The organism is Streptomyces sp. P5F9 (assembly GCF_057961495.1).
In genome coordinates this window covers 1-21,805 of record NZ_JBXVPZ010000132.1, presented here as the reverse complement: position 1 = coordinate 21,805, position 21,805 = coordinate 1, and the positions used below count along the sequence as shown (strand labels likewise).

Here is a 21,805-nt window from a genome sequence, read left to right as displayed (position 1 = left end):
TGCTGCGCGACAAGAGGCTGTTCACCTCCGCTCCACCGGTCACGCAGGCGGCTTGACACGGTCATTGAGATTCTCCTGTGGAGGTGATCAGCGGGGGGGACGAGTTCAGATGAGGTGTTCGATGCCGTCGGTGGACTCGGCCGCGGTGCCGAAGCGGCTCCAGGCGTAGGTGAGGGCGTCGCCGTCGCGGTGGCCGAGGTCGGTGACGCGGCCGACGAGGAGGGTGTGGTCTCCGCCGTCGTACGCCTGCCATGGCTCGCACTCCACCCATGCCAGGGGGTTCGTGAGGCGGGGCACCCGGGCCGCGGTCGCCCAGCGGGGCTCGGTGGCACCCTGCGCCCCGGCGAACAGCCGGGCCAGCGGCTCCTGTTCGGCGCCGAGGATGTTGACGCAGAAGGAGCTGTCGATCAGCTGGTCGTGGCAGCGGGCGCGTCGGGCGACGCTGACGAGTACCAGCGCGGGATCGGCGGAGACGGACGTGAAGGAGTTCATGGTCGCGCCCCGGGGACCGTCCTCGCCCGCGTACGTCACGACGGTGACGCCGGTGGCGAACCGGGACATGCAGGCGCGCAGGACGCCAGGGCTGGGAGGGGCAAGGGCTCGGGACATGAGGAGGACTCCTTGAGTCGATCGCCGGCCGTGCCCTCCGAAAGGCCGGGGAGGGACGGCGCTGGTCCAGCAGGACTGGGGACGAAGCGGGCAAGATCCTGGTCAAAGCATGTAATCAAAGCTTTGACTATTTGGACGGTACCTGTGCCGCCCGCTCCTGGGAAGACCGAGGCGGGGAATTCAGTGCCCGCGGACGATCCACTCCTCCAGATGCGGAGTCTCGGCCCCGATGGTCGTGGCCGCTCCGTGCCCCGTACACACCCGGGTGTCCGGCGGCAGTGTCAGGAGTTCGCTGCGGATCGAACGGATGATGGTGGGGAAGTCCGAGAACGACCGCCCGGTGGCACCCGGTCCTCGGGCGAAGAGCGTGTCGCCGGTGAACACGGTGCCGAGGTCTGGCGCATACAGACAGATGGCCCAGGGGCTGTGGCCGGGAGTATGCAGCACGATGAGGTCCGTACCGGCGACTGTGAGCCGACGCCGATCGGAAAGGTAACCGTCCGGGGATCGGTCCGGGTGGACGTTCCGCCACAGGAGTCGGTCGTCCACGTTGTTGTCCACTTCCCACGTACCGCCGTCGAGGGTGAACTCTCCGGCGGTCAGGACGTGTTCGACTCGTGCGGCCACTCAGAACACCACCACGGACCGCAGCACCTCACCTGAGTGCATCTTCTCGAAGGCCTTCTCCACTTCGTCGAGGGTGATCGTTTCGGTGACGAAGGCGTCCAGGTCCAGTCGCCCTTGGCGGTACAGGTCGACCAGCATCGGAAAGTCCCTTGAGGGCAGGCAGTCGCCGTACCAGGAGGACTTCAGCGCCCCACCGCGGCCGAAGACGTCCAGCAGCGGCAGCTCCAGCTTCATGTCCGGCGTCGGGACCCCCACCAGTACGACGGTCCCGGCAAGGTCACGGGCGTGGAAGGCCTGCTGGTACGTCTCCGGACGGCCGACGGCATCGATCACCACGTCCGCTCCGTGCCCGCCGGTGAGCTCGCGGATCGCCGTCACGGGGTCGGTGTCGCGGGAGTTGACGGTGTGCGTGGCGCCGAAGGTCTCGGCCAGGGCCAGCTTCCGGTCGTCGATGTCCACCGCGATGATCCTGGCCGCTCCGGCGAGATGCGCACCGGCGATCGCCGCGTCGCCGACGCCGCCGCAGCCGATCACCGCGACGCTCTGTCCCCTGGTGACGGGTGCGGTGTTGAGTGCGGCTCCCAGCCCGGCCATGAGCCCGCAGCCGAGGAGGCCGGCCGCTTCGGGCCGGACCTGGGGGACTTTCGTGCACTGGCCGGCGGCCACGAGGGTCTTCTCCGCGAAGGCCCCGAGACCGAGGGCGGGCGCCAGCTCCGTGCCGTCCTTCAGCGTCATCTTCTGCCGTGCGTTGTGCGTGTCGAAGCAGTACCAGGGCTGGCCGCGCCGACAGGCACGGCACCGCCCGCACACCGCCCGCCAGTTGAGGATGACGAAATCACCGGGGGCAACGTCGGTGACGCCTTCGCCGACTGCTTCGACGACTCCCGCGGCCTCGTGGCCGAGCAGGAAGGGGAAGTCGTCCGCGATGGCGCCCTCCCGGTAGTGCAGGTCGGTGTGGCACACCCCGCAGGCCTGCACCCGCACCAGGGCCTCCCCCGGTCCGGGGTCGGGTACCAGGATGGTCTCCACCGAGATTGGGGCGCCTTTGCTGCGGGCCACGACAGCGCGGACTTCATAAGACATGTCTGTGTTCCTCTGAAAAGTTGAGTGAGCTGGCGACGCGTCGACTGGGCTAACGGATGCTCCAGGCGCTGCGGAGATCCCGCCGCAGCCGTCCGAACTCCCTTGGGCTGTCGACCGCGAGGACGCCGGAGATCTCGCCGTCGCGCCGGTACACGGCTGCGAAGCTGTCGTCGAACGAGCCCGAGACGAGTTCGAGCACGTCGTCGACGCCAGGTCGGCCGGCGATCTGGAGGTGGACGCCGTACTGGTCCGACCACACATAGGGCAGCGGGTCGTGGACCGGTTGTGCCATGGGGTCCTGCCCTTGCAACGTGGCCAGCAGCGATCCGGCTGCGATGAGCGGCATGTCCCGCGCGTTGGTCCAGTGCTCGATGCGCAGCCGCCCCCCGCGGCAGCGGTACGCGGCCACGTCGCCCGCCGCGACGACCCCGGGCACGGTGGTCCGGCACCGCTCGTCCGTGAGGACGCCGTTGTCGCAGGCGACACCGGAACCCGTCAGCCACTCGGTGTTGGGCACGGCTCCTACGCCGACGACCACCACGTCCGCGGGAAGGGAGCGGCCGTCGGACAACTCCACCGCTCGCACCCCGTCCTCGCCGACGAGGCCCGTGACACCCACGCCGGTCACCAGAGCGACCCCGTGATCCGTGTGCAGGCGCTCCAGAATGCCGGCGGCGTCGGGCCCCAACTGACGTAGCAGCGGCTTCTGTTCGTACTCGACGATGGTCACCTCGTGTCCGAGGGCACGCGCCGAGGAGGCGACCTCCGCGCCGATGAACCCGCCTCCCACCACGACGACCCGGCCGGGACGGGACAGGTCCTCGCGCAATCGGTGTGCGTCATCGAGCGTGCGGAGGGTGTGCACCCCAGGCAGCCGCGGCATTCCGGGGAGTGTGCGTGCGCGGGCTCCCGTGGCGATGACCACACCGTCCGCGTGCAGGGTTCGCCCGTCGGCGAGGGTGAGCGCCCGTGAGGCCGGATCGAGGGTGGTGGCGCGGGTACCGAGCAGCCATTCGGCGTCGAGCACGGCACGCAGGTCTTCGTCCGTCAGCGCGATGTCCTGGCTCTCGCACTTGCCCAGCAGCACCTGCTTGGACAACGGAGGCCGGTCGTAGGGCTGCGCGGCTTCCTCGCCGACCAGCACGAGACGCCCGTCGTAGCCCTCGGTGCGGAGGGATTCGGCGGCTCTGACACCGGCCAGTCCGGTGCCGACGACGGCGATCGTGGTCATCGCGCGGTCTCCGCGGCCGGCGCCAACGACGTTGCGTCGACGCACACCATGCCGTCGATGACCTGCACGACGTGTGTACGGATTGGCCGCCGCGCGGGCGGGCAGTCGGGCTTGCCGGTGCGCAGGTCGAAACGTGACTCGTGCAGCGGGCATTCGATCTCATGGCCGTCGAGCCAGCCGTCGGACAGCGAGGCGGTCTCGTGGGAGCAGGTGTCGTCGATACAGAAGACACGTTCGCCGACCTTGACGAGTGCCAGCGGAACCGGCACGTCGGGCCTGGCGATCCGGGTGACCACACCGGGGGTGAGGTCCGCGATCGGACAGAGCTGTATCACTGTGCCGCTCCCTTCACGCCCTGGGTGTTGTGACCCATGAGGACCGATTCCGGTCCGCGGAACATCCAGCCGACGAGGTTCGGAGTGCTGGTGACGCGCAGCCCGGTGAGCGAGCCGAACAGTGCGGGCACCGCGGTACGGAGCTGCTCCCGCGCCAGATAGGTGCCGAGGCAGTAATGGGCGCCCAGCGAGAAGGCCAGGTGGTCCGACAGTTCTGGACGGTCGATGTCGAAGGCGTCGGGGGCGGCGAACTTCCGGTCGTCCCGGTTGGCCGACGCGGCGAGAGCGAGCAACTTGTCCCCGGCCCGCAACGTCACGTCCCCCACCGTGTGGTCGACGGCGAGCTGGCGCGGAAAGGCTCCGACGGGGGTGAGCCAGCGCATCGTCTCCTCGATGGCCGCGTCGAGGGCCTCGGAGTCGGCCAGCACGCGGTCGCGCATCTGAGGCTGTTCACAGAGCTGCCAGACCAGGGTGGCCAGCGCGTGCCAGGGTTCGTTGAAGCCGCCGGAGATCATCAGACGCACCTGGGTGGCGATCTCCTCGGTGGTCAGCGGTTCGGCGAGTTCGGCGTGCACCATCGCGGAGATCACGGTGTGGTCCGGTGCGGCCGTCACGCGGGCGACGGCCTCGCGCACCAGCTTCCCCACCTCGGCCCTGGCACGTCCGGCCCGTTCCCAGACCGCGGGGTCGTCGTCGTGGTTGGCCAGACCCGCGATGAAGGCACGCGACCACTCGACCACCTGCTCGGTGGTCACGTCGGGCAGCCCCGCCGTCCGCATCAGCGCCTGAGCGGCGAACGGCGCCGCGAAGTCCGTCACCAGGTCGAACTCCGGCTTCTCGGCCAACCGCGCGGCGAGTTCCGTGGCGTGCGAGGTGAGCCCCGCCGACCACTGCTGACGCACGTTGCGGCGCTTCAGCGGGCCGTCCATCGCCGAGCGCAGCCTGCGGTGGGCGTCGCCGTCGGTTCGGATCATGACCAGACCCATGGTGCGTTCGGCGAGGGAGTTCTCCTGGTGCGCGGTGAAGATCTCGGGGTGCTCGTCAACGAAGACGACGTCCTCGTAGCGGCTGACGAGCCACAGGCCGAGCCCGTCCGACCAGGCCCAGGGCTCGTCGCACCTGAGTTCGCGGTAGACGGGATAGGGGTCGGCGTAGAGGTCCTTGCTGGTGAGATTGCGTGCGATGGGCATTGCGGCTCCTCACGTGTCGGCGACATCCGGACAGGGGATGTCGGCCGCATCGGGCTGCAACGACTGTGCGGTACACGGCCTGAGCACGGAATACTCTGGAATCCCGTAATGCGCCGACAACAACCACAGGAATCCTGAGGTATGGACCATGACGCTCTCACTGCGCCAGCTCCGGTTCTTCGTGGCAGCGGCCGAGGCGGGAACCATCGCGGGCGCCGCGGTACGCGAGCACATCTCCCAGTCGACGATCGCCCTTGCCGTCAGCGAGCTAGAGCGCACCCTCGGCGTCCAGCTGTTCCTGCGCCGTCAAGCCAAAGGGCTGACGATCACTCAGGCCGGCCTGGCCGTGCTCGCCGACGCGCGCCCGCTGCTCGCCCACGCGGATGAACTGGTCTCCAGTGCACGCAACCTGGGCGGGGAGCTCTCCGGGAACCTGACGGTCGGCTGCTACACGACCCTGGCCCCGTTCCTGATGCCTGGCGTCCTGGAGGGTTTCGCCACCGAACATCCGACGGTGCGGTTGAGCTTCGCGGAGGGCACTCAGGTGGAACTGCAGGAGAAACTTCTCGACGGCAGCTGCGAGATGGCCCTGCTGTACGACCTCGACCTGCAGCCGGGCATCCAGCAGGAGACGCTGTACATCACCCGGCCGCATGTGCTTCTGCCCCGCACGCACCCCCTGAGCGGACAGGGGCCGGTGAGCCTGCACGACCTCGCGGACGAACCGATGGTCATGCTCGACAACCCGCCGAGTCGGCACTACTTCACGGAACTGCTCGCTTCACACGGCATCCGGCCCGTGATCCGGCACACGACGAGCAGCTTCGAGACAGTGCGGTCACTGGTGGCGCGGGGCCTCGGCTACTCACTGCTGATCCAGCGGCCCGCCTCCGGCATCAGCCACGAGGGCGTACCGCTGGCCGAATGCGAGATTCGGGAGGAGGTACCGGACATGCCCGTGCTGCTCGCCTGGCCCACCCGCGCCAACCTCACCAGACGAGCCAAGGCGTTCGCCGACTTCTGCCGCCGGGCCCTTGCGGACGGACCGGTACGGCCGGCGGCCGGGGATCGCACGTGATCCGCTTCGGGGAGACCTCGGCGTAGCGAGTCGTTCTCGCGAAAGGGTTGGAGGCGCTCACGGGATTCTTGCCCCTGGGACATACGAGGCGTTTCGGAAAACGGGGCGCGGTACGCGGCAGAGTCCGGCTGCGAAGCGGGCCGGAGGAAGATCGGCCGTCCGGCCTACACTCCTGGTGTGGACCACGAGCACCCGGACAACGAGGACCTGCACTTCTGGTCGTTCATCGATCATGCGATCAGCCGCGCGAGCCGTGAGCTCCCAGGCGTCGATCCACTGGCGATGCGGTTGGTACTCACCCTCCACCGGGCCGCGAACATGCTGGTCTACGACCTGGAATCAACCGTCCACCGGCCCCGTGGATGGTCGTGGCCCGGCTTCCGCGTGCTGTTCGCGATCTGGCTGTCGAGCCCCGTCGAGGCGAAGAAGGTCGCGGAGCTGTCCGGCATGAGTCGCGCGGCCGTGTCGGCGCTGGTGAACACGCTGGAGCGGGACGGTCTCGTCACCAAGGCCCGTGCCCCGCACGACGGACGCGCGGTCAACCTCAGCCTCACCGAGAGCGGTCTGCACGCGATCACCACGGCTTTCCAGGCGCACAACGAACGTGAACAGGAATGGGCGGGCTCGCTCAGCGCGGACGAACAGCGGACGCTGATCTCACTGCTGGAGAAGCTCACCACCCACTCGCTGCAGTTCGAGGCCAAGCAACGGATGTGACGGCTGCTACCTGCAGAGGTTCCGCTGCGCGCCGAGTCCGGTGATCCTGCTCTCCATCACGTCGCCCGCCTGCAGAAAGCGGCCGTAGTGCGAGCCGTTGCCCTGCGGAGAACCAGTGATGATCATGTCGCCCGGCCGCAGCGTCACCCGGTGCGAGATGTACGAGATGAGGGCCGCGATCCCGAAGATCATGTCGTTGGTGTTGCCCTTCTGCATGACCTTGCCGTTGAGCCGGAGCGTGATGTCCAGGTCCTGCGGGTCGGGCACGAAGCGCGCCGGCACGAGGTAGGGGCCCGTGGGGTAGAACGTAGGCTGGTTCTTCGCCCGCATCCAGTCGGTGCCCATCATCGGGATCTCCGGGCGGGGCACCAGGCTGCGCGTCGTCAGGTCGTTGCAGATGGTGTACCCGGCGACGTGGTCCAGTGCCTCGTCACGGCTCACCTCGCGTGTCTCGCGCCCGATGATCACGCCCAGCTCGAGTTCCCAGTCATGGTTCTCACCGAGGGAGGGCAGGATCACGTCGTCGTACGGGCCGCTGATCGCGGACGGGACGCCCACCCACACGTACGGCTCGCCGTTCGCGGCACGCTCGTCCATCTCCCGGGCAGCCTGCTCGCGCAGCTCCTCCTCGGTGGCGTCCGCCTTGCCCAGGCGGTGCGCCACCGTGATCTGGATGACGTGCTCGCGATAGTTGGCTCCGGCGCCGAAGATCTGGCCCGGTGGCTGGACCGGGGCGAGCACCGTGAGCTCCCCGACCGGCCGACCTTCGCCCTCGGGTGCGTCGGCCAGGGACTGGAGCGCGTCCAGCGATGCGTCCCAGTCGGCCAGCAGGAGCGATGTGGTCGTGGCCGCGGGCAGGACGGTCCGGGTGTCGTGCACCCTGTCGTTCACGACGATGCCGGGGAAGGGACCGGACTGTCCGTCGGCGAACGTTCCCAGTGAGAAGGGGGTCTGGCTCATGGTTTCCTCATGCTTTCCGGCGGGTGTGGGCGAACTCCGCGTACTCCTGGAGCAGTGCGCTGTCGTCCACCGCGCCCAGGTCCACGACGTCGTTCAGGGAGGCTCCCTGCAGCAGGCGCTTGACCGGCACCTCGATCTTCTTTCCGGTGCGGGTGTGCGGGATCCCGCGCATGGGCACGACCTCGTCGGGCACGTGCCGCGGTGACAGTTCCTCCCGGATCACCTGGTTGATGCGCCGCGCCACCGCTTCGAAGTCGGCATCCTCCTGGAGGGCGACGAACAGCGGCATGTAGTAGGCGTCCTCGCCCAGTTCGGCGCCGACGACGAGGGCTTCGCGCACCTCGGGCAGCGCCTCGACGACCCGGTAGATGTCCGCGGGCCCCATGCGCACGCCCTGCCGGTTCAGGGTGGAGTCCGAGCGGCCATGGATCACACTGCTGCCGTCGGGCTCGAACTCGATGAAGTCCCCGTGCCGCCACGCTCCGGCATACACCGAGAAATAGCTCTGCCGATAACGCCGGCCGTCGGAGTCGTTCCAGAAGCGCAGCGGCATCGAGGGCATCGGCTGCGTGATCACCAGCTCGCCCCGCTTGCCGACCACGGGCTTGCCGTCCTCGTCCCACGCTTCGACGGAAACGCCCAGGGCGGGCGCCTGGATGCGGCCCACGCGGACGGGCAGCGTGGGGGCTCCGCCGACAAAGATCGAGCACACGTCGGTGCCGCCGCTCATGGAAGTCAGCCACACGTTGCCGAGCCGGTCGTAGACCCAGCGGAAACCGTCGGTGGACAGCGGTGATCCGGTCACCTGCACCGTCCGCAGCGCCCCGGTTTCAGGGGCGAGGCCGGCCTTCAGGCAGGCGTGCAGGTACCCGGCGCTGACACCGAGCGTGTCGACGTCGTGTTCGTCCGCGACACGGAAGACGCGCCCCAGGTCGGGACGGACCGGATTCCCGTCCAGCAGAACGATCGTGGCCCCAACCGCGAGCCCTGAGACCAGCATGTTCCACACCACCCAGCTGGTGCTGGCGACGGTGAGATAGCGGTCGCCCACCCGCAGGTCCGAGTGCAGCCGCAGGACCTTGAGGTGTTCCAGGAGGACACCTCCGTGGCCGTGCACGATGCCCTTGGGCGCCCCGGTGGTACCGGATGAGAACAGCACCCACAACGGGTGGTCGAAGGGCAGCTCGTCGAACTCCGGCTCACTCCCTCCCGCGGCGACCGTGCCCCAGAGCGACACAGGGCGGTCGGCCGTGGGCAGGCTTCCAGGGTGAAGGCGGTCGACCCAGAGCACGTGCTCCACCGACGGCAGCCGGTCGAGCAGGGTGCACATCTCGTCCGTGCGCTCGTGCGTCCGTCCGCCGTAGTGGTAGCCGTCCGTCAGCAGCAGCACCTTGGGCTCCAGCTGGGCGAACCGGGAAGTCACCCCGTCCGCGCCGAACTCCGGGGAGCAGACCGACCAGACGGCCCCCACCGCCGCGCAGGCGAGGAGCCCTACGACGGCCTCCGCGCGGTTGGGCAGGACGGCGGCCACCCGGTCGCCGTGGGCCACCCCCATCCGGCGCAGCGCGGCGGAGACGGCGGCGACCTGGCTGCGGAGTTCGGCTCGCGAGAGCGTGTGGGACGTGCCGTCGTCGTCCACGACGACGAGCGCCTCGCCCGGGCAGCGGCGCAGCACATGCTCGGCATAGTTCACGGTACGGCCGGGAAACCACGTGCCTCCGGGCATCTCCCGCGGAGCCACCGGACCGGTCGGGGCACCACCGAGTCGTACGTCCTCGAACTCGGCGACGGACTCCCAGAACCGGCCCAGGTCTTGCGTCGACCAGCGCCAGAGATCAAGGTAGTCGGCACCGCCGTCGTAGTCCTTCAGCCCACGGCGGTAGCGAGCCAGTTCGCTGCCGTCCTGCCGGGCGCTGCTGGGCATCCACAGAATGTCCTGCGCGGTGCTCATGAGACAGCGGTGTCGACGGGCGGGGCACCGATGAGTATGAAGGCCACGCGACAGGTCGTGTCACCGCGGTTGGACCAGGAGTGGCTGGTGCCTCTCTGGATGATCACGTCACCGGCCCTGGCGAGGGTCTCTCCCTCGTCCGTCAGCAGCCATATCTCACCCTCCAGGACAAGGGCGTAGTCCAGGCTGTCGGTGCGGTGGAACCAGAAGTGGCGGCCGCCGACGGTGTGTTGGGCGGCGTCGCGGGCGTGTTCGCCGTCGATGTCGTCGAAGAGGGAGTCGGCGGCGGCGGCGGTGTAGGCGGTGTCGGGCGGGAAGCTCGCGATCCGGAAGACCGTTCCTCCGGGCTTGGGGTGCATCGGCACCTGGACGTCGGCGAAGGCCGCGTCCTGGTTGCCGTCGTTGCTGACATCGCCCGGTTCGGTCTGCCAAGGGACGATCGCGCCGAACCCTTTGACGGAGTCGGACACGAAGACGTTGGGAGCCGGGCCGTCGCTGATGACGGTGGAGCGGCCGTCGGCGGTGTGGCCGGTGACGATGCGCCGTATCGGCTTGATGGCGTGCGGGTTGGTCATCTTCGTCGGTCCCGTCGTCAGTTCGCCGGCGTACCGAAGGGGTACGGGCGGGGCTCGGGCCACCAGGGGGCCTTGTCCGGCTCGGCGCTCAGTCGGTTGCGCAGGACACCGACGCCTTCCAGTTCGAGTTCGATTACGTCTCCGAGCGACAGCCGCCGGTCGAGTTCCAGGCCGGAGCCGTTGGGCAGCGTGCCGGACCCGATCAGGTCGCCGGGCTGAAGCCTGTCGTTGATGGAGACGTAGGCGAGCATTTCTTCCGGCGTGTAGATCATTCCCTCGGCAGCGGTCTCACTCCAGACCTCACCGTTGACGCGGACGACGCCCTTGAGTCCGTCGATGGAGGGCAGTTCGTCGACGGTCGTGATCCAGGGACCGATGCCGTACGCATAGTCCTTGCACTTCTGCGGGCCCATGCTCATGGCCATCTCGTAGCCCTGGACGTCGCGCGCGCTGAAGTCGTTGAAGATCGTGACGCCGAACAGGTGGGCGCGGGCGCCGTCGGGGGTCAGATTGCTGCCCGCGGCTCCGACGATGAGGCCGATCTCCAGTTCGTAGTCGACGTATTCGGAGTAGCTCGGGTAGGGGATCTCCTCGTCGTGGCCGTAGACCACTCCGGTGGATCCCTTGAAGTAGCCGGGCGTCTTGAATAGCTGAGGGTTGGGCAGTCCGCCGCCCACCCTCTCGTGGAACCCCTTCATGTGCGCCGGGAAGGTCAGTCCGTCACGGATGACCGGCGGGTCGACGGCCGCCACCCAGGACAGCCCGTCGATCGGCAGTGAGGCGTCGTCGGCGGCCTGGTCCACGGCCCAGTGGGCGGCGTCAAGGAACGCCGGCCCGGCGGCGATGGCGGCGGCCATGCTCGACGGGAAGTGGGCCGCGGCCAGTCGGCGGGCCGCGTCCGGCGTCGCGCCCTCGGCATGCCTGCCCAGGGCGTAAGCCCTGGCCAGGTCGATGACCCTGCCCTCGTCGGGCCGCACGGCGACGATCCTGATCTGGTCGCCATCGGGAGAAGGTACTGAGATCCGACCGAGCTTCATGTGTGCAACTCCTTCATCTATTCGAAACGTTTCGTATCGTATGGCAGGCTTATCCCCTTGTCGATCCTGCGCTGACATTGGGGAATGAGGCCGTGCGTGGGTTAACTTGGCTCCGTGGCTGTACGAAGCGAACTGAGTCGTCGCGCGATCCTCGACGCGACCATGGATCTCCTTGTCCGCGACGGCCGGCGCGCCATCACGGTGCAGAAACTGACCATGGAGGCGATCGCCAAGCGGGCCAAGGTCAGCAAGGCGACGATCTACCGGTGGTGGCCGAACAAGGCCGCGGTGGTCATCGACGCCTTCATGGAGAACCACCTGGCGCACACCCGCATCCCCGAAGGGGTACCGGTGCGCGATGCCCTCCTGGCCCACCTCAAGTCGCTGATCTCCCGCTACGCCGGCCCGCAGGGCAAGCTGGTCGCCCAGATCATCGCCGAGGGGCAGTACGACCCCGAGACGATGGCCAACTTCCGCGAGCGCTTCTGGCAGGAGCGCGCCGCGGCCGTCGAGAAACTGATGCGCAGGGGAATCGACGAAGGCGTCTTCCGGTCCGACCTCGATCCGAAGTCGGCAGCCCAGTTGTTCTACGCACCGGTCTACTTCCATCTCCTGTTCGGCGTCAGCCCGCTCGACGACGCGCTCGCGGAACAACTCGTGGAACTGGGGATCCGCGGTCTGGAAGCCCATCCGTCGCCGGACGGGGAATCCTGAGCCCTCCCCCGGCGGTGGCGTCACGAGTGCGTCTCAGGCGCCGGCGGGGTCACACCGGCGGTGGGACGAACAATCCCCGGTCCGGGTCGTTGAACATTTCCTTGGACACGAACTCGTTCATCGGGTTGGAAGTCCCCCAGACGTCCGAGGTCTCCGGGTCATCGGTGCTGTACAGGTGGGGGTGCCAGGTGTCCTCGTCGAGGATCTCCAGCTCTGTGGTGTATTCCATGGTGTTGCCGTTGGGGTCGTGGAAGTACGTGAAGGTGTTGTCGCCGGCACGGTGCCGGCCGGGCCCCCAGACCTTGTGGACTCCGTCGCGCATCAGGCGGCCGCTGCCGCGCATGTACTCCTCCAGGCCGCGCATCTCGAAGGACGCGTGGTGCAGCGAGACATGGGGACAGCGGGCGATCGCGATGCTGTGGTGCTGCGGGTTGCAGCGCAGGAACCACATGATCCCGCCGAGCTGCGGGTGCACGTTGGTGTCGGTGAGCCGGAAGTCCAGGTACTTCTCGTAGAAGGCCATCATGCGCTCGGGCTCGGGGGAATTGAGGACGACGTGGGACAGCCGCACGGGGATGTCCTCGCGCTCCTCGACCTTGCGGTGGGTACGGGCGGCGACCTCAGCGGAGATCTCGACGGTGCGCCCCTCCACGTCGAAGAACCGGAAGCCGTAGCCGCCGCCGGGCGTCTGGAGCGTGTCCGGCTCGCTCACCAGCTTCACGCCGTCGGTGGCGAGGCGGGTAGCGAGGCTGTCCACGGCAGCGCGGTCGGCTGCGCCGAAGGACACCAGGTCGAGGCGCTTGTCCTGGGAGCGGCGGACCCGGACGACGTACTGCTCGGGCGACCCCTCGGCGGCGAAGTACGTGACATCGCCGTCGGTGCCGGCCTTGGTCAGCCCCCACTGCTGCTCGTAGAAGGCGACCTGCTTGTCGTAGTCCTGAACGGCGATGTCGACGTGCCGAAGGTGGGTGATGGGTTGGTCGTGCATGGTGAACTCCTGTGGGTGAAACAGTGTGTGCACGCGCGGGGCCAGGTCAGGCCTGCGGGATGTTCTCCTGCTGCGGCGGGCTCATCTCGCGCCGGGGTTCCGGGGCGCCTGTGAGAGGCAGGAGCCGAAGCAGCGCTTCGAGCTCTTCGGGCGTGTGTGCCATCCCGAGCACATAGCGGTCGGGACGCACCAGGACGGCGGAGGCCTCGACCGAGGTGAGCAGTTGGCCGACGTGCTGCGGGGAGGTCAGTACGGCCACCTCGGGCTCCTCCTCCAGCGCCTTGCGTACGGGATCGGGCAGCCCGGCGCTCAGTTCGGGCGTGGCCGCGAGCAGGAACCGGCGTCCCACCAGGTCGTCGAGCCGTGTCCCGTCGGGCAGCAGCGGCTGCATCGAAATACGTCCGGCGTGCGGGTCGGCCGGACCCGTGTGCACACCCGGGCCCAGGGCGGGTGCCGGCGGGTAGCCGTCGGCCGGGTTGGTACGGATGTGAGCATCCCGCTGGGCGGCCATGACGGGGTCGGTGGTCTGGACCAGTCCGGCCATCGTCGCCGCCTGCTGGACCCAGTACCTGGCGTGGTCCTTGCGTTCGGACTCGTAGGTGTCGAGCAGGGACTCGGAGGCTCTGCCACGTGAGACGAGCCGGATCTTCCACACCAGGTTGGCCACGTCACGCAGGCCGGCGCACAGTCCCTGGCCGAACAGCGGAGGCGCCAGGTGAGCGGCGTCGCCCGCGAGGAACACATTGCCGACCCGCCACGACGTGGCCAACCGCGCGCGGAAGGTGTAAACGGCGACGCGGTCGGGTTCGAAGTTCTGCGGTGTGAGAACCCCTCGGCTCAACCGGGCGATGCCCGCCGGTGTGGCGATCTCCTCCCGGTCGTCCTCGGGGAGGACTTTGAACTCCATGCGCACCCGGTCGCCGGGGAGCCTGATCCAGAGCGCGGGACGGGTGTGCCGGCCGAGGAAGACCATGTCACCCTTGATGCTGGCCGTCCCACACAGGTGTCCGTCGACGACGAGCCACGGATCGTCGGTACCGAGGTTCTCGCCGGATATCCCGAGCGTGCGCCTGACGGTCGAGGTGGCACCGTCACAGGCGATGACCCATCGCGCGGTGAGCGTCTGTGTCGTCCCGTCCGGTGTACGGACGGTGCAGCGGACTGAGCCGTCACCTTGCTGGATGTCCAGCAGCGTAGTACCGAGCCGGAGTTCCACATCGGCGAGCCGCTCGACTTCGGCGCGCAGCAGCGCGTCGATCTCAGGCTGGTGGAACAGGACCTCCGAGTGCCATGCCTGGGGTCCCATCTGCCCCGTGGCATGGGCCACCAGAGTCTCGCCGGCCTCGTTCTCCATGCGGTAGTCGCACATCGGCTTGATCCAGGCGGACAGTTCCTCCCCCAGCCCCATGGACTGGAAGGAACGCACGGTCTCACCGTCGAAGTGCACGGCCCGCGCCTGTTCCCACAGCTCGGGCTCGCGTTCGATCCCCACGGCCCGCACACCGGCATGGCCCAGCAAAGCAAGGGCCATCACCCCGACGGGTCCACCACCCACAACGATGACTTCGCAGTCCTGTGACACCTGAACTCCATTTGCGGCTCGGGTACTTGGAAGTACCGTTTGATCTCTCCACCCGCGCGTCCGCCGGACGACCTGGGCGCTCGGCGTCCGCGGCTCTAGCGGCCCGGCGTGCGCTCTGGCGCGGCGGGTCCGTCCACCGCGTCGGTGTCCGCGCCCGACGGGCGGGCGCGGTGCTCCTCATGGCCGGCTCGTCCGGACAGGCTGCCCGGGACCGGATTGCTCCCCGCCGACGGCTCGCCGTTCGCGGGGACGATCTGCGCTCCCCGCCCGCTGAACTCGACGATGACGTCACCACCGCGCCGCACCGTGACCTCACAGATCACTGAGCGGCCCTGCCAGGAGCGGGTCACCGCTTCGGCGATCAGGTCATCGCCGAGGTGGCCCGGGCGCCAGAAGGTGATGTCGGCGCTCGCCGTTACGACCGGCGGGCCGAAGCTGTTGACGGCGCAGGCGAAGGTGGTGTCGGCCAAGGCGAATACGAGCCCGCCATGCACGATCGCGTGCCCGTTGACCATGTCCGGCCGGACCCGCATCCGTGCGCGCGCCCGACCGTCGGCCGCCGACTCGACCTGTATACCCAGGAGTTCGCAGGTACGGTCCTCGCTGAGCAGATGACGCACGCTCTTCGCCACCTGCCCGTCCGTGGCGCGCTCCGCGTCATCACGACGGCCGTCGGACGCGAACGGGCCGGGCGTCATGGACGCAGCTCCAGACCGAGCGGGCGGCCGTCGTACAGGTCATCGGCAGCGGGCGCCCGGTCGGGCATCATGCCGAGCTTGTCGCGCATCGTCAGGACGCACTCCAGACCGGCACGAGCGGGAGCCAGTGAAACGGGGCGGGTGCGCAGCGCGGCCCGCGCCGAGGCCGGTCCGTACCCGCCTCTCGTCAGCACATCCCGGATCTGTTCGTCCCCAGTGGCGTGCAGCCACTTCCGCGCCGCATCGAGGGCCGTGAGGTAGAGGGAGAGCTTTTCCTGCCCCGCCTGCCGCGTAGTGGGGCCGGCCACGACACCCTGCCCAGGGAAGTCCGGCACCTCGTCCTCGACCGCGAGCAGCGAGACGAACCCCTCCTGCTGCGCCAACTCGTCCAGCGGCGGCCCCAGCCACGCCGCGTCGATCGACCGTGAACGCAGGGCCTCGAAGCGCTCGCGCACTCCGCCCACCGGCTCGAACTCGTACGCGCCGGGCGGGAGGCCATGGTGACCGAGGAGATGACGGAGCAGGACGGCGAAGCCGTTGTCCGGCGCATCGACGCCGAGCGTTGCGCCCCGCAGGTCCTCCAGCCTCTTCACCGAGGGCTGCGCGATCAGGCGGAGCGGCGTCGTCGACTCGATCTGGGCGACGACTCGGAGGTCGCCTCCGCCGGAGTTCCACACGATCAGGTTGTCGATGGCCGTGACGCCCGCATCGACGTCGTCGGTCAGGAGCCGGTCACGCTGGTCCGTCGACGACTCGATCAGCACGGTCTCGACCTCAAGGCCGACGTGGGCGAAGAAACCCAGCTCGTGGGCAACGACACACACGGGTGGCGGAACGAACACCGCCTGTCGAAAGCACGCCGTCATTGGAGTGCTCCTCTCTGCACGAGGTGGCCTCACAGTAGGTCAATCGAAACGGAACGTCTAGGATCGCAACCGGTAATCTTTTCGTGTGTGCGACACGGAGGGACACACGCTGACAGCGGCAGACACCAGCCTGCTCGACCCAGCGAAAGGAGGACGCCGGTATCGCCATACGAAACGGTCCGTGCAGTATCTTCCTCAATGGAGAGCCGCCTTCGAGGCGCCCCGCCCCACGCACCCATTCGCCATCCTGAGAGGTGCATGACATGCCTGAAGCCGTCGTAGTCGCTGCCGCCCGCACGCCCATCGGGCGCGCTTTCAAGGGTTCCCTGAAGGATGTCCGCCCCGACGACCTCGCGGTGACGGCGGTCCGCGCGGCCCTCGACCAGCTACCCGGACTGGACCCGACAGAGATCGATGACCTGCATCTCGGCTGCGCCGAGCCGAGCGGCGAGCACGGTGCCAACATCGCCCGGCGGGTGGCCGTACAGCTGGGGCTGGACGAAGTGCCCGGCACCACGGTCAACCGTTTCTGCTCGTCCTCCTTGCAGACCGCCCGGATGGCCTTCCACGCCATCAAGGCAGGAGAAGGCCACGTCTTCGTCAGCGCGGGTGTCGAGTGCGTCTCCCGCTACCGGCACTTCGGACCCACCGGAGCGGATGCCGACGACGTCTTGAACCCGGCATTCGAGCAGGCCAGGGACCGCACCGCGGAGGACGCGCGAACCAACGGCCTGTGGACCGATCCTCGCTCCGACGGCCTGCTGCCCGATGTCTACATCGGGATGGGGCAGACCGCGGAGAACGTCGCGGGTCTTTTCAAGATCGGCCGCCAGGAGCAGGATCACTACGCCCTGCGCAGCCAGCTGCTGTACGCCAAGGCCGCCGAGTCCGGGTTCCACGCCCGGGAGATCACCCCTGTCCGAAGGCCCGACGGCACGGTGATCGCGACCGACGACAGCCCGCGCCCCGGCACGACGTACGAGGCCCTGGAAGGTCTCCAGCCGGCCTTCCGGCCAGGCGGCTCGGTCACCGCAGGAAACTCCTGCCCGCTGAACGACGGAGCCGCCGCCGTGGTCATCATGAGCGACGTCAGGGCGCGAGAGCTCGGCATCACTCCCCTGGCTAGGATCGTGACCACCGGTGTGTCCGGCCTGTCGCCGGAGATCATGGGCCTGGGACCGGTCGAGGCCACACGGCGGGCCCTCGCGCACGCCGGTCTGTCGATCGGGGACATCGACCTGTTCGAGATGAACGAGGCGTTCGCCGTTCAGGTCATCGCCTCTCAGCGCGAACTCCGCATCCCGATGGAAAGGCTCAACGTGCACGGTGGGGCCATCGCGCTGGGGCATCCGTTCGGTGCGACCGGCGCTCGCATCATGACCACGTTGATCAACGGTCTGCGTACGAGCGACGCGCAGTGGGGCGTGGAGACCATGTGCGTCGGAGGCGGACAGGGCATGGCCATGGTGCTCGAACGCCTCAGCTGAATACCCCCCTCGCGGACCTGGGGTCGCCTACCAGCCGGAAGACCTCGGGCAGACACCCGACGCAAACGGGCGCAGCTTGGCGTACCCGCCCCAACGACCCGCGTGGAATTCGAAAGGGAGCCCATCGGGGGCGCACCAACCAGCCCAGTCTCTCCCGGATTCCGGGCGGGACTGGCTCCCCCGAGTAGCCGAGTGGGCTCCGAAAGTCGACTGAAGCGTGATCCGCGTGCAGTCCGCGACTGCTGCGTCGGCAAGGCCACTCCGAAGACCGCGGCAGCTACGAGGAGGCGAATCGAGTGGAGGACAGGGTATTCGGCCCGGCCGACGAGACAGCCGACGGAGTCGCCCCTGAGACAGCGCAGGAGACGAGTTCAGCGAAGCCCGCAGCATCTTCCGGGAAGCGACAGTGCCGGAGGCGCCCCACGGATCAGGACCGCCAACGCGATCCCGCAGGTACCCGACGCGCCATCCTTGCGGCGGCCGACGCCGAGTTCGGCGCCCACGGATTCGGCGGGGCCCGGGGCGTCCGCATCGCCGAGGCGGCCGGTGTCAGCCACCAGCTGATCACCTACCACTTCGGAGGCAAACGCGGGCTGTACGAGGCACTGAGTGAGCGGCGGCTCAAGGAGTCCATCCAGGTCACTCGGAGTCGCAGCTTCGCGGAGGCCGCACGAGGCTACGTGCACTGGGCATGTGAGAACCCGGCGTGGGTGCACGCACTGATCCGCCAAGACCCCGGCAGGCGCTCGCCCGCCGAGGACGCGCGGTTCGCCGAGTTGTTCAGGCCATGGTGTCCAAGCACAGACACCAGCCGCAAAGTAGGTCGCGGGTAGCTGGACGGGCCCCGTTTCCCTGTCCTGGGCGCCGTCGTCGGTCTGATCGAGTGATCGAGGCCAAAGGGGTGGGCGTGCGGCAAGAGTGGTCGCCAGAAGAGCTGTTGGCGAACTGGACGGTGGTAGACGGCGACTGGGACCTGGTGGCGAACAAGAGCGGGGCGACCCGGCTCGGCTTCAGCCTGTTGCTGAAGTTCTTCGAGCTGGAAGGCCGGTTCCCCGATGTCCTGGAAGAGGTCCCGCCGGCCGCGGTGGAGTACGTCGCCGATCTGGTGAAGGTCCCGGCCCCCTACTTCGCGAAGTACACGTTGGTCGGCCGGACCGCCGAGTACCACCGCAAGCAGATCCGCGAGGGCCTGGGGTTCCGGTCGTCGACGGTCGCGGACGAGAAGGCGCTGGCGGAATGGCTGGCCGTGGAGGTCTGTCCGGTCGAGCTGTTGGAGGACCGGCAGCGCGAGGCCCCCTGCGCCGCTTCACCCGTGGCGGCCCCAAGCACCCCACCTACCAGGCCCTCGAAGAACTCGGGCGCGCCGTGCGCACAATCTTCGCCTGCGACTACCTCGCCAGCCCCGGCCTGCGCCGCGAGATCCACGGCGGGCTCCAGGTCTTCGAAACTGGAACAGCGCGAACACTGTGCTTCACTACGGCAAGGACGGCGCCCTGACCCGCCCGGGCAAGCGGCACGCCGATACGTCGATGCTCGCCCTGCACCTGCTCCAGTCCGCGCTCGTCTACCTCGTCAACACCCTGCTGGTACAGCAGCTCCTGGCCGAACCGGCCTGGGCGAAGAAGCTCAGCGACGAGGACCGGCGCGGCCTGACCGCGCTGTTCTGGTCCAACGTCAACCCGTACGGCACCTTCCGCCTGGACATGGACAAGCGGCTCGACCTAGAAACGGCTGTCACTTTTCCTCGGCTCCGTACCCCGGCGGATGCCGCCGCCCAGCGGTCCGGTCGAACTGCTTCCCGCGCCGGCCATTGATTGGCCTCTGAGAACGACGGGACCGACCTCCGGCAGCGCGCCTTGCGGTTTGCCGCCGGAGGCCGTCGTGGCTGGGTCAGTAGCCGACAGTGAAGCGTCGGTTGAGGTGGCGGGGGTTTTCGATCTCGTCGACGAGGGCGCTCGCGTAGTCCTCGTAGGAGATGCGGGCCTGGCCGTCGTCGCCGACGACGGGGTGGTCGAGGCCGGTGCGGTAGTGGCCGGTGCGCGTACCGGGGGCGAAGTGGACCGGGGGCGGGGACAGGTAGGTCCAGGTCACGCCGCCGTCGAGGGCGAGGTAGGCGTCGAGCGCGCTGATCTGCCCGATGGCGTAGGGCTTGAACACCTCGGGGAAGCCGGGGGCGTCGAAGAAGCGCACGCCGTCCTCGTTGAGCAGGCTCGCGCCGCCGCCCATGTGGATGATGCGGGGGCCGACCGGTCCCAGGGCGCGGACGGCCGATGCGGCGGACGCGACGGCGTCCGTGTAGAGGGCGGCGTCCGGGCCGCCGACCGTCAGCACGATCGCGTCGGCGTCCTTGGCGAAGGCGGCGACGGACTCGGGGCCGGTGACGTCGCCTGCGGCGGGCCGCACACCGTCGGGGAGGGCGGTCAGCGCGTCGAGGTCGCGGGCGACGGCGGTGACCTGGTGGCCGCGGGCGGCGGCCTCGGTGACGACGCGGGAGCCGGACTTTCCGGCGGCGCCGAACACGATGATCCTGCTCATGATGGGGTCCGATTCACTAAGAGGGTGGGGCGGTGGTCAGGCGTTGTCGGTGCCGAAGAGGTACTGGTTGCCGATGTTGATCAGGAACGGGCCACCGAAGTCCGGGTAGCGCGCCGTGATGGCCTGCTTGTACGCCTCGCCGTCGGCGTCGAGCAGCTCGTCGGCGTCGGCGAGGTAGCGGCGTAGCTGGTCGAAGACCTCGGGGCCGGCGGGCAGGCCGTGGCCGGCCAGGACGGTGTCGTAGGCGTGGTCGGCGGCAAGCTGTTCGACGGCCTTGGTCCAGCCGGGGATGTCGTTGTTGCCGAGGAACAGGTGGGTGGCGTGGTAGACGAGGTCCTGGGCGACCAGCACGCCCTGCTCGGGAAGCTTGATCACTAGCTCGTCCGTGGCCTCGCCGCCGTGGTGGGCCTCGAAGATGAACGGGACGCCGTCGATGACCTGCGTGCCCGGCGTGATCTCCACCGTCGGCGTCACGTCGGCGACCGGGATCACCGCCCCCGTCGGGTCCTGGCTGTCGCCCTGGGCCGCGATCTGGTCGCGTACCGCGGCCAGCGCGTGCACGGGCACACCGAAGCGGGCGGCGCCGTGGAAGTGGTCCGGGTGGGCGTGGGTGATGATCACCCGGGAGCCGGTCGACCTCGGCGCGCAACAGCGCGTCGATCTCCGGCTGATGGAACAGGTTCTCGCCATGCCACGCCTGCGAACCCCACTGTCCGGTCACGAAGGACAAGAGGGTCTCCCCGGCTTCGTTCTCCATCCGGTAATGGCGCATCGGACTTGTCACAGCGGACACCTGAGACGCAAGGCCGATGAGTTGGAAGGAGCGCATCGCCTCGGCATCGAAGTGCACGGCCCGGGCCTGCTTCCACATTTCGGGCCACATCTCGATACCCACGGCCTGCACGCCGGCATGGCCCAACTCGGCCAGCATCTTCACCCCGATGGGGCCACCGCCGACGACCAGGACTTCGCAGTCTTGGGACACCAAATTTCCCCTGATTCTCTCTGGTACTTGTTGGAAGTACCGCTCTTACTTGGGTACTCCGCCGGCCCGTGCCGGACCTTCCGGCCGCTCCGGCTGTGCGCTCCCGTCGGCCCGGAGTCCGCCCCGGCGCGAGCGGCGCACCGATCGCGCACGTGAGTGGTGGGTGCTGAGTCCGTAGAACTCTGTGACGAAACCCGCGTCACCGCCCGGCCTTTCCATCTGCGCGCGCTCGTGTGCTGTGCGGGACAGCGGACGTCGGGGGTGGGCAGTGCGGGCCGATGTCACGGCCGCAACTCCGCGACAAGAGGCCCGTCGGCGTACAGATCCCTGGCGCCCGGTACGGGCTGCGGCAGCAGGCCGAGCCCGTCGCGCATCGACAGGATCCGCTCCAGACCCGCACGCGCGGGAACCAACGACTCCGGACGCGTCCGCAACGCCGCTCGCGCCGAAGCCGGCCCGTGACCATCCTTCGCCATCAGGGATGGTGTCCCGCGAAGTGGTGTAGCCGGTCAAGGTTCGTGAACGCGCGGGTGTCTGCCCGGGGCGTGCATCCGCTG

21 protein-coding genes and 4 pseudogenes are annotated in these 21,805 nt (G+C 68.8%); 7 read left to right on the top strand and 18 right to left on the bottom strand.

Going from position 1 to position 21,805, the window contains the following annotated elements; translation table 11 throughout:
- Positions 1-105: 105 nt before the first annotated feature.
- From AC31A1_RS21935 to AC31A1_RS21910, 6 genes are all read right to left on the bottom strand, one after another.
- On the bottom strand, positions 106-609 hold the full coding sequence (locus AC31A1_RS21935; RefSeq protein WP_489654940.1) for a flavin reductase family protein: 504 nt from the start codon (positions 607-609) through the stop codon (positions 106-108).
- A 180-nt stretch (positions 610-789) separates the two neighbouring features.
- Positions 790-1,236 carry an MBL fold metallo-hydrolase gene (locus AC31A1_RS21930; RefSeq protein WP_489654939.1) on the bottom strand — a complete coding sequence of 149 codons (447 nt, stop codon included), beginning with the start codon at positions 1,234-1,236 and terminating at the stop codon, positions 790-792.
- Positions 1,237-2,319 (bottom strand): S-(hydroxymethyl)mycothiol dehydrogenase, encoded by a 1,083-nt coding sequence (locus tag AC31A1_RS21925; protein ID WP_489654938.1) that lies wholly within the window; start codon positions 2,317-2,319, stop codon positions 1,237-1,239.
- Positions 2,320-2,368: 49 nt separating this feature from the next.
- Entirely contained in the window at positions 2,369-3,550 is a 1,182-nt protein-coding gene (locus AC31A1_RS21920) for an NAD(P)/FAD-dependent oxidoreductase (protein WP_489654937.1), read from the bottom strand.
- Positions 3,547-3,885: a bifunctional 3-phenylpropionate/cinnamic acid dioxygenase ferredoxin subunit gene (locus AC31A1_RS21915; RefSeq protein WP_489654936.1), complete on the bottom strand. Its 339-nt coding sequence runs from the start codon at positions 3,883-3,885 to the stop codon at positions 3,547-3,549. Before AC31A1_RS21915 ends, AC31A1_RS21920 begins: the two co-directional genes overlap by 4 nt.
- Complete coding sequence (locus AC31A1_RS21910; RefSeq protein WP_489654935.1) at positions 3,882-5,075, bottom strand: cytochrome P450; 1,194 nt, start codon at positions 5,073-5,075, stop codon at positions 3,882-3,884. The genes AC31A1_RS21915 and AC31A1_RS21910 overlap by 4 nt, the downstream gene beginning before the upstream one ends.
- 148 nt (positions 5,076-5,223) lie before the next feature.
- Here AC31A1_RS21910 and AC31A1_RS21905 point away from each other — a divergent pair, with 148 nt between their 5' ends.
- Both AC31A1_RS21905 and AC31A1_RS21900 read left to right on the top strand, forming a co-directional pair.
- On the top strand, positions 5,224-6,153 hold the full coding sequence (locus tag AC31A1_RS21905) for a LysR family transcriptional regulator (protein WP_489654934.1): 930 nt from the start codon (positions 5,224-5,226) through the stop codon (positions 6,151-6,153).
- Between the two features lie 177 nt (positions 6,154-6,330).
- Positions 6,331-6,870 carry a MarR family winged helix-turn-helix transcriptional regulator gene (locus AC31A1_RS21900; protein ID WP_489654933.1) on the top strand — a complete coding sequence of 180 codons (540 nt, stop codon included), beginning with the start codon at positions 6,331-6,333 and terminating at the stop codon, positions 6,868-6,870.
- A gap of 6 nt (positions 6,871-6,876) precedes the next feature.
- On the opposite strand, the gene AC31A1_RS21895 is transcribed toward AC31A1_RS21900, so the two are convergent.
- The 4 genes from AC31A1_RS21895 to AC31A1_RS21880 are packed head-to-tail and all read right to left on the bottom strand — an operon-like array spanning position 6,877 to position 11,393.
- On the bottom strand, positions 6,877-7,830 hold the full coding sequence (locus tag AC31A1_RS21895) for a fumarylacetoacetate hydrolase family protein (RefSeq protein ID WP_489654932.1): 954 nt from the start codon (positions 7,828-7,830) through the stop codon (positions 6,877-6,879).
- Between the two features lie 7 nt (positions 7,831-7,837).
- Positions 7,838-9,781: an acetoacetate--CoA ligase gene (locus AC31A1_RS21890; protein ID WP_489654931.1), complete on the bottom strand. Its 1,944-nt coding sequence runs from the start codon at positions 9,779-9,781 to the stop codon at positions 7,838-7,840.
- Positions 9,778-10,356: a cupin domain-containing protein gene (locus AC31A1_RS21885; RefSeq protein WP_489654930.1), complete on the bottom strand. Its 579-nt coding sequence runs from the start codon at positions 10,354-10,356 to the stop codon at positions 9,778-9,780. The genes AC31A1_RS21890 and AC31A1_RS21885 overlap by 4 nt, the downstream gene beginning before the upstream one ends.
- A gap of 17 nt (positions 10,357-10,373) precedes the next feature.
- Positions 10,374-11,393, bottom strand: a complete 1,020-nt coding sequence (locus AC31A1_RS21880) for a fumarylacetoacetate hydrolase family protein (RefSeq protein WP_489654929.1) — start codon at positions 11,391-11,393, stop codon at positions 10,374-10,376.
- Positions 11,394-11,507: 114 nt separating this feature from the next.
- Here AC31A1_RS21880 and AC31A1_RS21875 point away from each other — a divergent pair, with 114 nt between their 5' ends.
- The gene (locus AC31A1_RS21875; protein WP_398936086.1) at positions 11,508-12,107 is read left to right on the top strand and encodes a TetR/AcrR family transcriptional regulator; all 600 of its coding nucleotides are present in this window, start codon (positions 11,508-11,510) and stop codon (positions 12,105-12,107) included.
- A gap of 49 nt (positions 12,108-12,156) precedes the next feature.
- Here AC31A1_RS21875 and AC31A1_RS21870 read toward each other — a convergent pair whose 3' ends face one another.
- From AC31A1_RS21870 to AC31A1_RS21855, 4 genes are all read right to left on the bottom strand, one after another.
- Positions 12,157-13,095 (bottom strand): VOC family protein, encoded by a 939-nt coding sequence (locus AC31A1_RS21870; protein ID WP_489654928.1) that lies wholly within the window; start codon positions 13,093-13,095, stop codon positions 12,157-12,159.
- A gap of 46 nt (positions 13,096-13,141) precedes the next feature.
- Complete coding sequence (locus tag AC31A1_RS21865; RefSeq protein WP_489654927.1) at positions 13,142-14,677, bottom strand: bifunctional 3-(3-hydroxy-phenyl)propionate/3-hydroxycinnamic acid hydroxylase; 1,536 nt, start codon at positions 14,675-14,677, stop codon at positions 13,142-13,144.
- A 95-nt stretch (positions 14,678-14,772) separates the two neighbouring features.
- Complete coding sequence (locus AC31A1_RS21860) at positions 14,773-15,375, bottom strand: PaaI family thioesterase (RefSeq protein ID WP_489654926.1); 603 nt, start codon at positions 15,373-15,375, stop codon at positions 14,773-14,775.
- Complete coding sequence (locus AC31A1_RS21855; RefSeq protein ID WP_489654925.1) at positions 15,372-16,241, bottom strand: ABC transporter substrate-binding protein; 870 nt, start codon at positions 16,239-16,241, stop codon at positions 15,372-15,374. The genes AC31A1_RS21860 and AC31A1_RS21855 overlap by 4 nt, the downstream gene beginning before the upstream one ends.
- Positions 16,242-16,504: 263 nt before the next feature.
- Here AC31A1_RS21855 and AC31A1_RS21850 point away from each other — a divergent pair, with 263 nt between their 5' ends.
- The 4 genes and pseudogenes from AC31A1_RS21850 to AC31A1_RS21835 all read left to right on the top strand — a co-directional run bounded on the left by AC31A1_RS21850 (position 16,505) and on the right by AC31A1_RS21835 (position 19,542).
- Complete coding sequence (locus AC31A1_RS21850) at positions 16,505-17,728, top strand: acetyl-CoA C-acetyltransferase (RefSeq protein ID WP_489654924.1); 1,224 nt, start codon at positions 16,505-16,507, stop codon at positions 17,726-17,728.
- 296 nt (positions 17,729-18,024) lie between these two features.
- A complete protein-coding gene (locus AC31A1_RS21845; RefSeq protein ID WP_489654923.1) occupies positions 18,025-18,561 on the top strand; it encodes a TetR/AcrR family transcriptional regulator in 537 nt (178 codons plus the stop codon).
- Positions 18,516-18,965 (top strand): annotated as a pseudogene (locus tag AC31A1_RS21840) (DUF4158 domain-containing protein); the annotation flags it as partial. The gene AC31A1_RS21845 and the pseudogene AC31A1_RS21840, both read left to right, overlap by 46 nt.
- Positions 18,965-19,542 (top strand): annotated as a pseudogene (locus AC31A1_RS21835) (Tn3 family transposase). The pseudogenes AC31A1_RS21840 and AC31A1_RS21835, both read left to right, overlap by 1 nt.
- A gap of 76 nt (positions 19,543-19,618) precedes the next feature.
- On the opposite strand, the gene AC31A1_RS21830 reads toward AC31A1_RS21835, so the two are convergent.
- The 4 genes and pseudogenes from AC31A1_RS21830 to AC31A1_RS21815 all read right to left on the bottom strand — a co-directional run bounded on the left by AC31A1_RS21830 (position 19,619) and on the right by AC31A1_RS21815 (position 21,724).
- A complete protein-coding gene (locus tag AC31A1_RS21830) occupies positions 19,619-20,263 on the bottom strand; it encodes an NAD(P)-dependent oxidoreductase (RefSeq protein ID WP_489654922.1) in 645 nt (214 codons plus the stop codon).
- 36 nt (positions 20,264-20,299) lie between these two features.
- Positions 20,300-20,887: pseudogene (locus AC31A1_RS21825) on the bottom strand (MBL fold metallo-hydrolase); the annotation flags it as partial.
- 25 nt (positions 20,888-20,912) lie between these two features.
- A pseudogene (locus AC31A1_RS21820) lies at positions 20,913-21,248 on the bottom strand (FAD-dependent monooxygenase); the annotation flags it as partial.
- Between the two features lie 281 nt (positions 21,249-21,529).
- Positions 21,530-21,724: a hypothetical protein gene (locus AC31A1_RS21815; RefSeq protein WP_489654921.1), complete on the bottom strand. Its 195-nt coding sequence runs from the start codon at positions 21,722-21,724 to the stop codon at positions 21,530-21,532.
- Positions 21,725-21,805 lie beyond the last annotated feature (81 nt).

What these genes read in the sequence shown, in the direction of transcription:
- AC31A1_RS21855 (WP_489654925.1), bottom strand. Translation starts at nt 16,241, where the DNA reads ATGACGGCGTGCTTTCGACAGGCGGTGTTCGTTCCGCCACCCGTGTGT.
- AC31A1_RS21815 (WP_489654921.1), bottom strand. Translation starts at nt 21,724, where the DNA reads ATGGCGAAGGATGGTCACGGGCCGGCTTCGGCGCGAGCGGCGTTGCGG.
- AC31A1_RS21925 (WP_489654938.1), bottom strand. Translation starts at nt 2,319, where the DNA reads ATGTCTTATGAAGTCCGCGCTGTCGTGGCCCGCAGCAAAGGCGCCCCA.
- AC31A1_RS21880 (WP_489654929.1), bottom strand. Translation starts at nt 11,393, where the DNA reads ATGAAGCTCGGTCGGATCTCAGTACCTTCTCCCGATGGCGACCAGATC.
- AC31A1_RS21830 (WP_489654922.1), bottom strand. Translation starts at nt 20,263, where the DNA reads ATGAGCAGGATCATCGTGTTCGGCGCCGCCGGAAAGTCCGGCTCCCGC.
- AC31A1_RS21885 (WP_489654930.1), bottom strand. Translation starts at nt 10,356, where the DNA reads ATGACCAACCCGCACGCCATCAAGCCGATACGGCGCATCGTCACCGGC.
- AC31A1_RS21910 (WP_489654935.1), bottom strand. Translation starts at nt 5,075, where the DNA reads ATGCCCATCGCACGCAATCTCACCAGCAAGGACCTCTACGCCGACCCC.
- AC31A1_RS21935 (WP_489654940.1), bottom strand. Translation starts at nt 609, where the DNA reads ATGTCCCGAGCCCTTGCCCCTCCCAGCCCTGGCGTCCTGCGCGCCTGC.
- AC31A1_RS21905 (WP_489654934.1), top strand. Translation starts at nt 5,224, where the DNA reads ATGACGCTCTCACTGCGCCAGCTCCGGTTCTTCGTGGCAGCGGCCGAG.
- AC31A1_RS21890 (WP_489654931.1), bottom strand. Translation starts at nt 9,781, where the DNA reads ATGAGCACCGCGCAGGACATTCTGTGGATGCCCAGCAGCGCCCGGCAG.
- AC31A1_RS21870 (WP_489654928.1), bottom strand. Translation starts at nt 13,095, where the DNA reads ATGCACGACCAACCCATCACCCACCTTCGGCACGTCGACATCGCCGTT.
- AC31A1_RS21895 (WP_489654932.1), bottom strand. Translation starts at nt 7,830, where the DNA reads ATGAGCCAGACCCCCTTCTCACTGGGAACGTTCGCCGACGGACAGTCC.
- AC31A1_RS21920 (WP_489654937.1), bottom strand. Translation starts at nt 3,550, where the DNA reads ATGACCACGATCGCCGTCGTCGGCACCGGACTGGCCGGTGTCAGAGCC.
- AC31A1_RS21860 (WP_489654926.1), bottom strand. Translation starts at nt 15,375, where the DNA reads ATGACGCCCGGCCCGTTCGCGTCCGACGGCCGTCGTGATGACGCGGAG.
- AC31A1_RS21850 (WP_489654924.1), top strand. Translation starts at nt 16,505, where the DNA reads ATGCCTGAAGCCGTCGTAGTCGCTGCCGCCCGCACGCCCATCGGGCGC.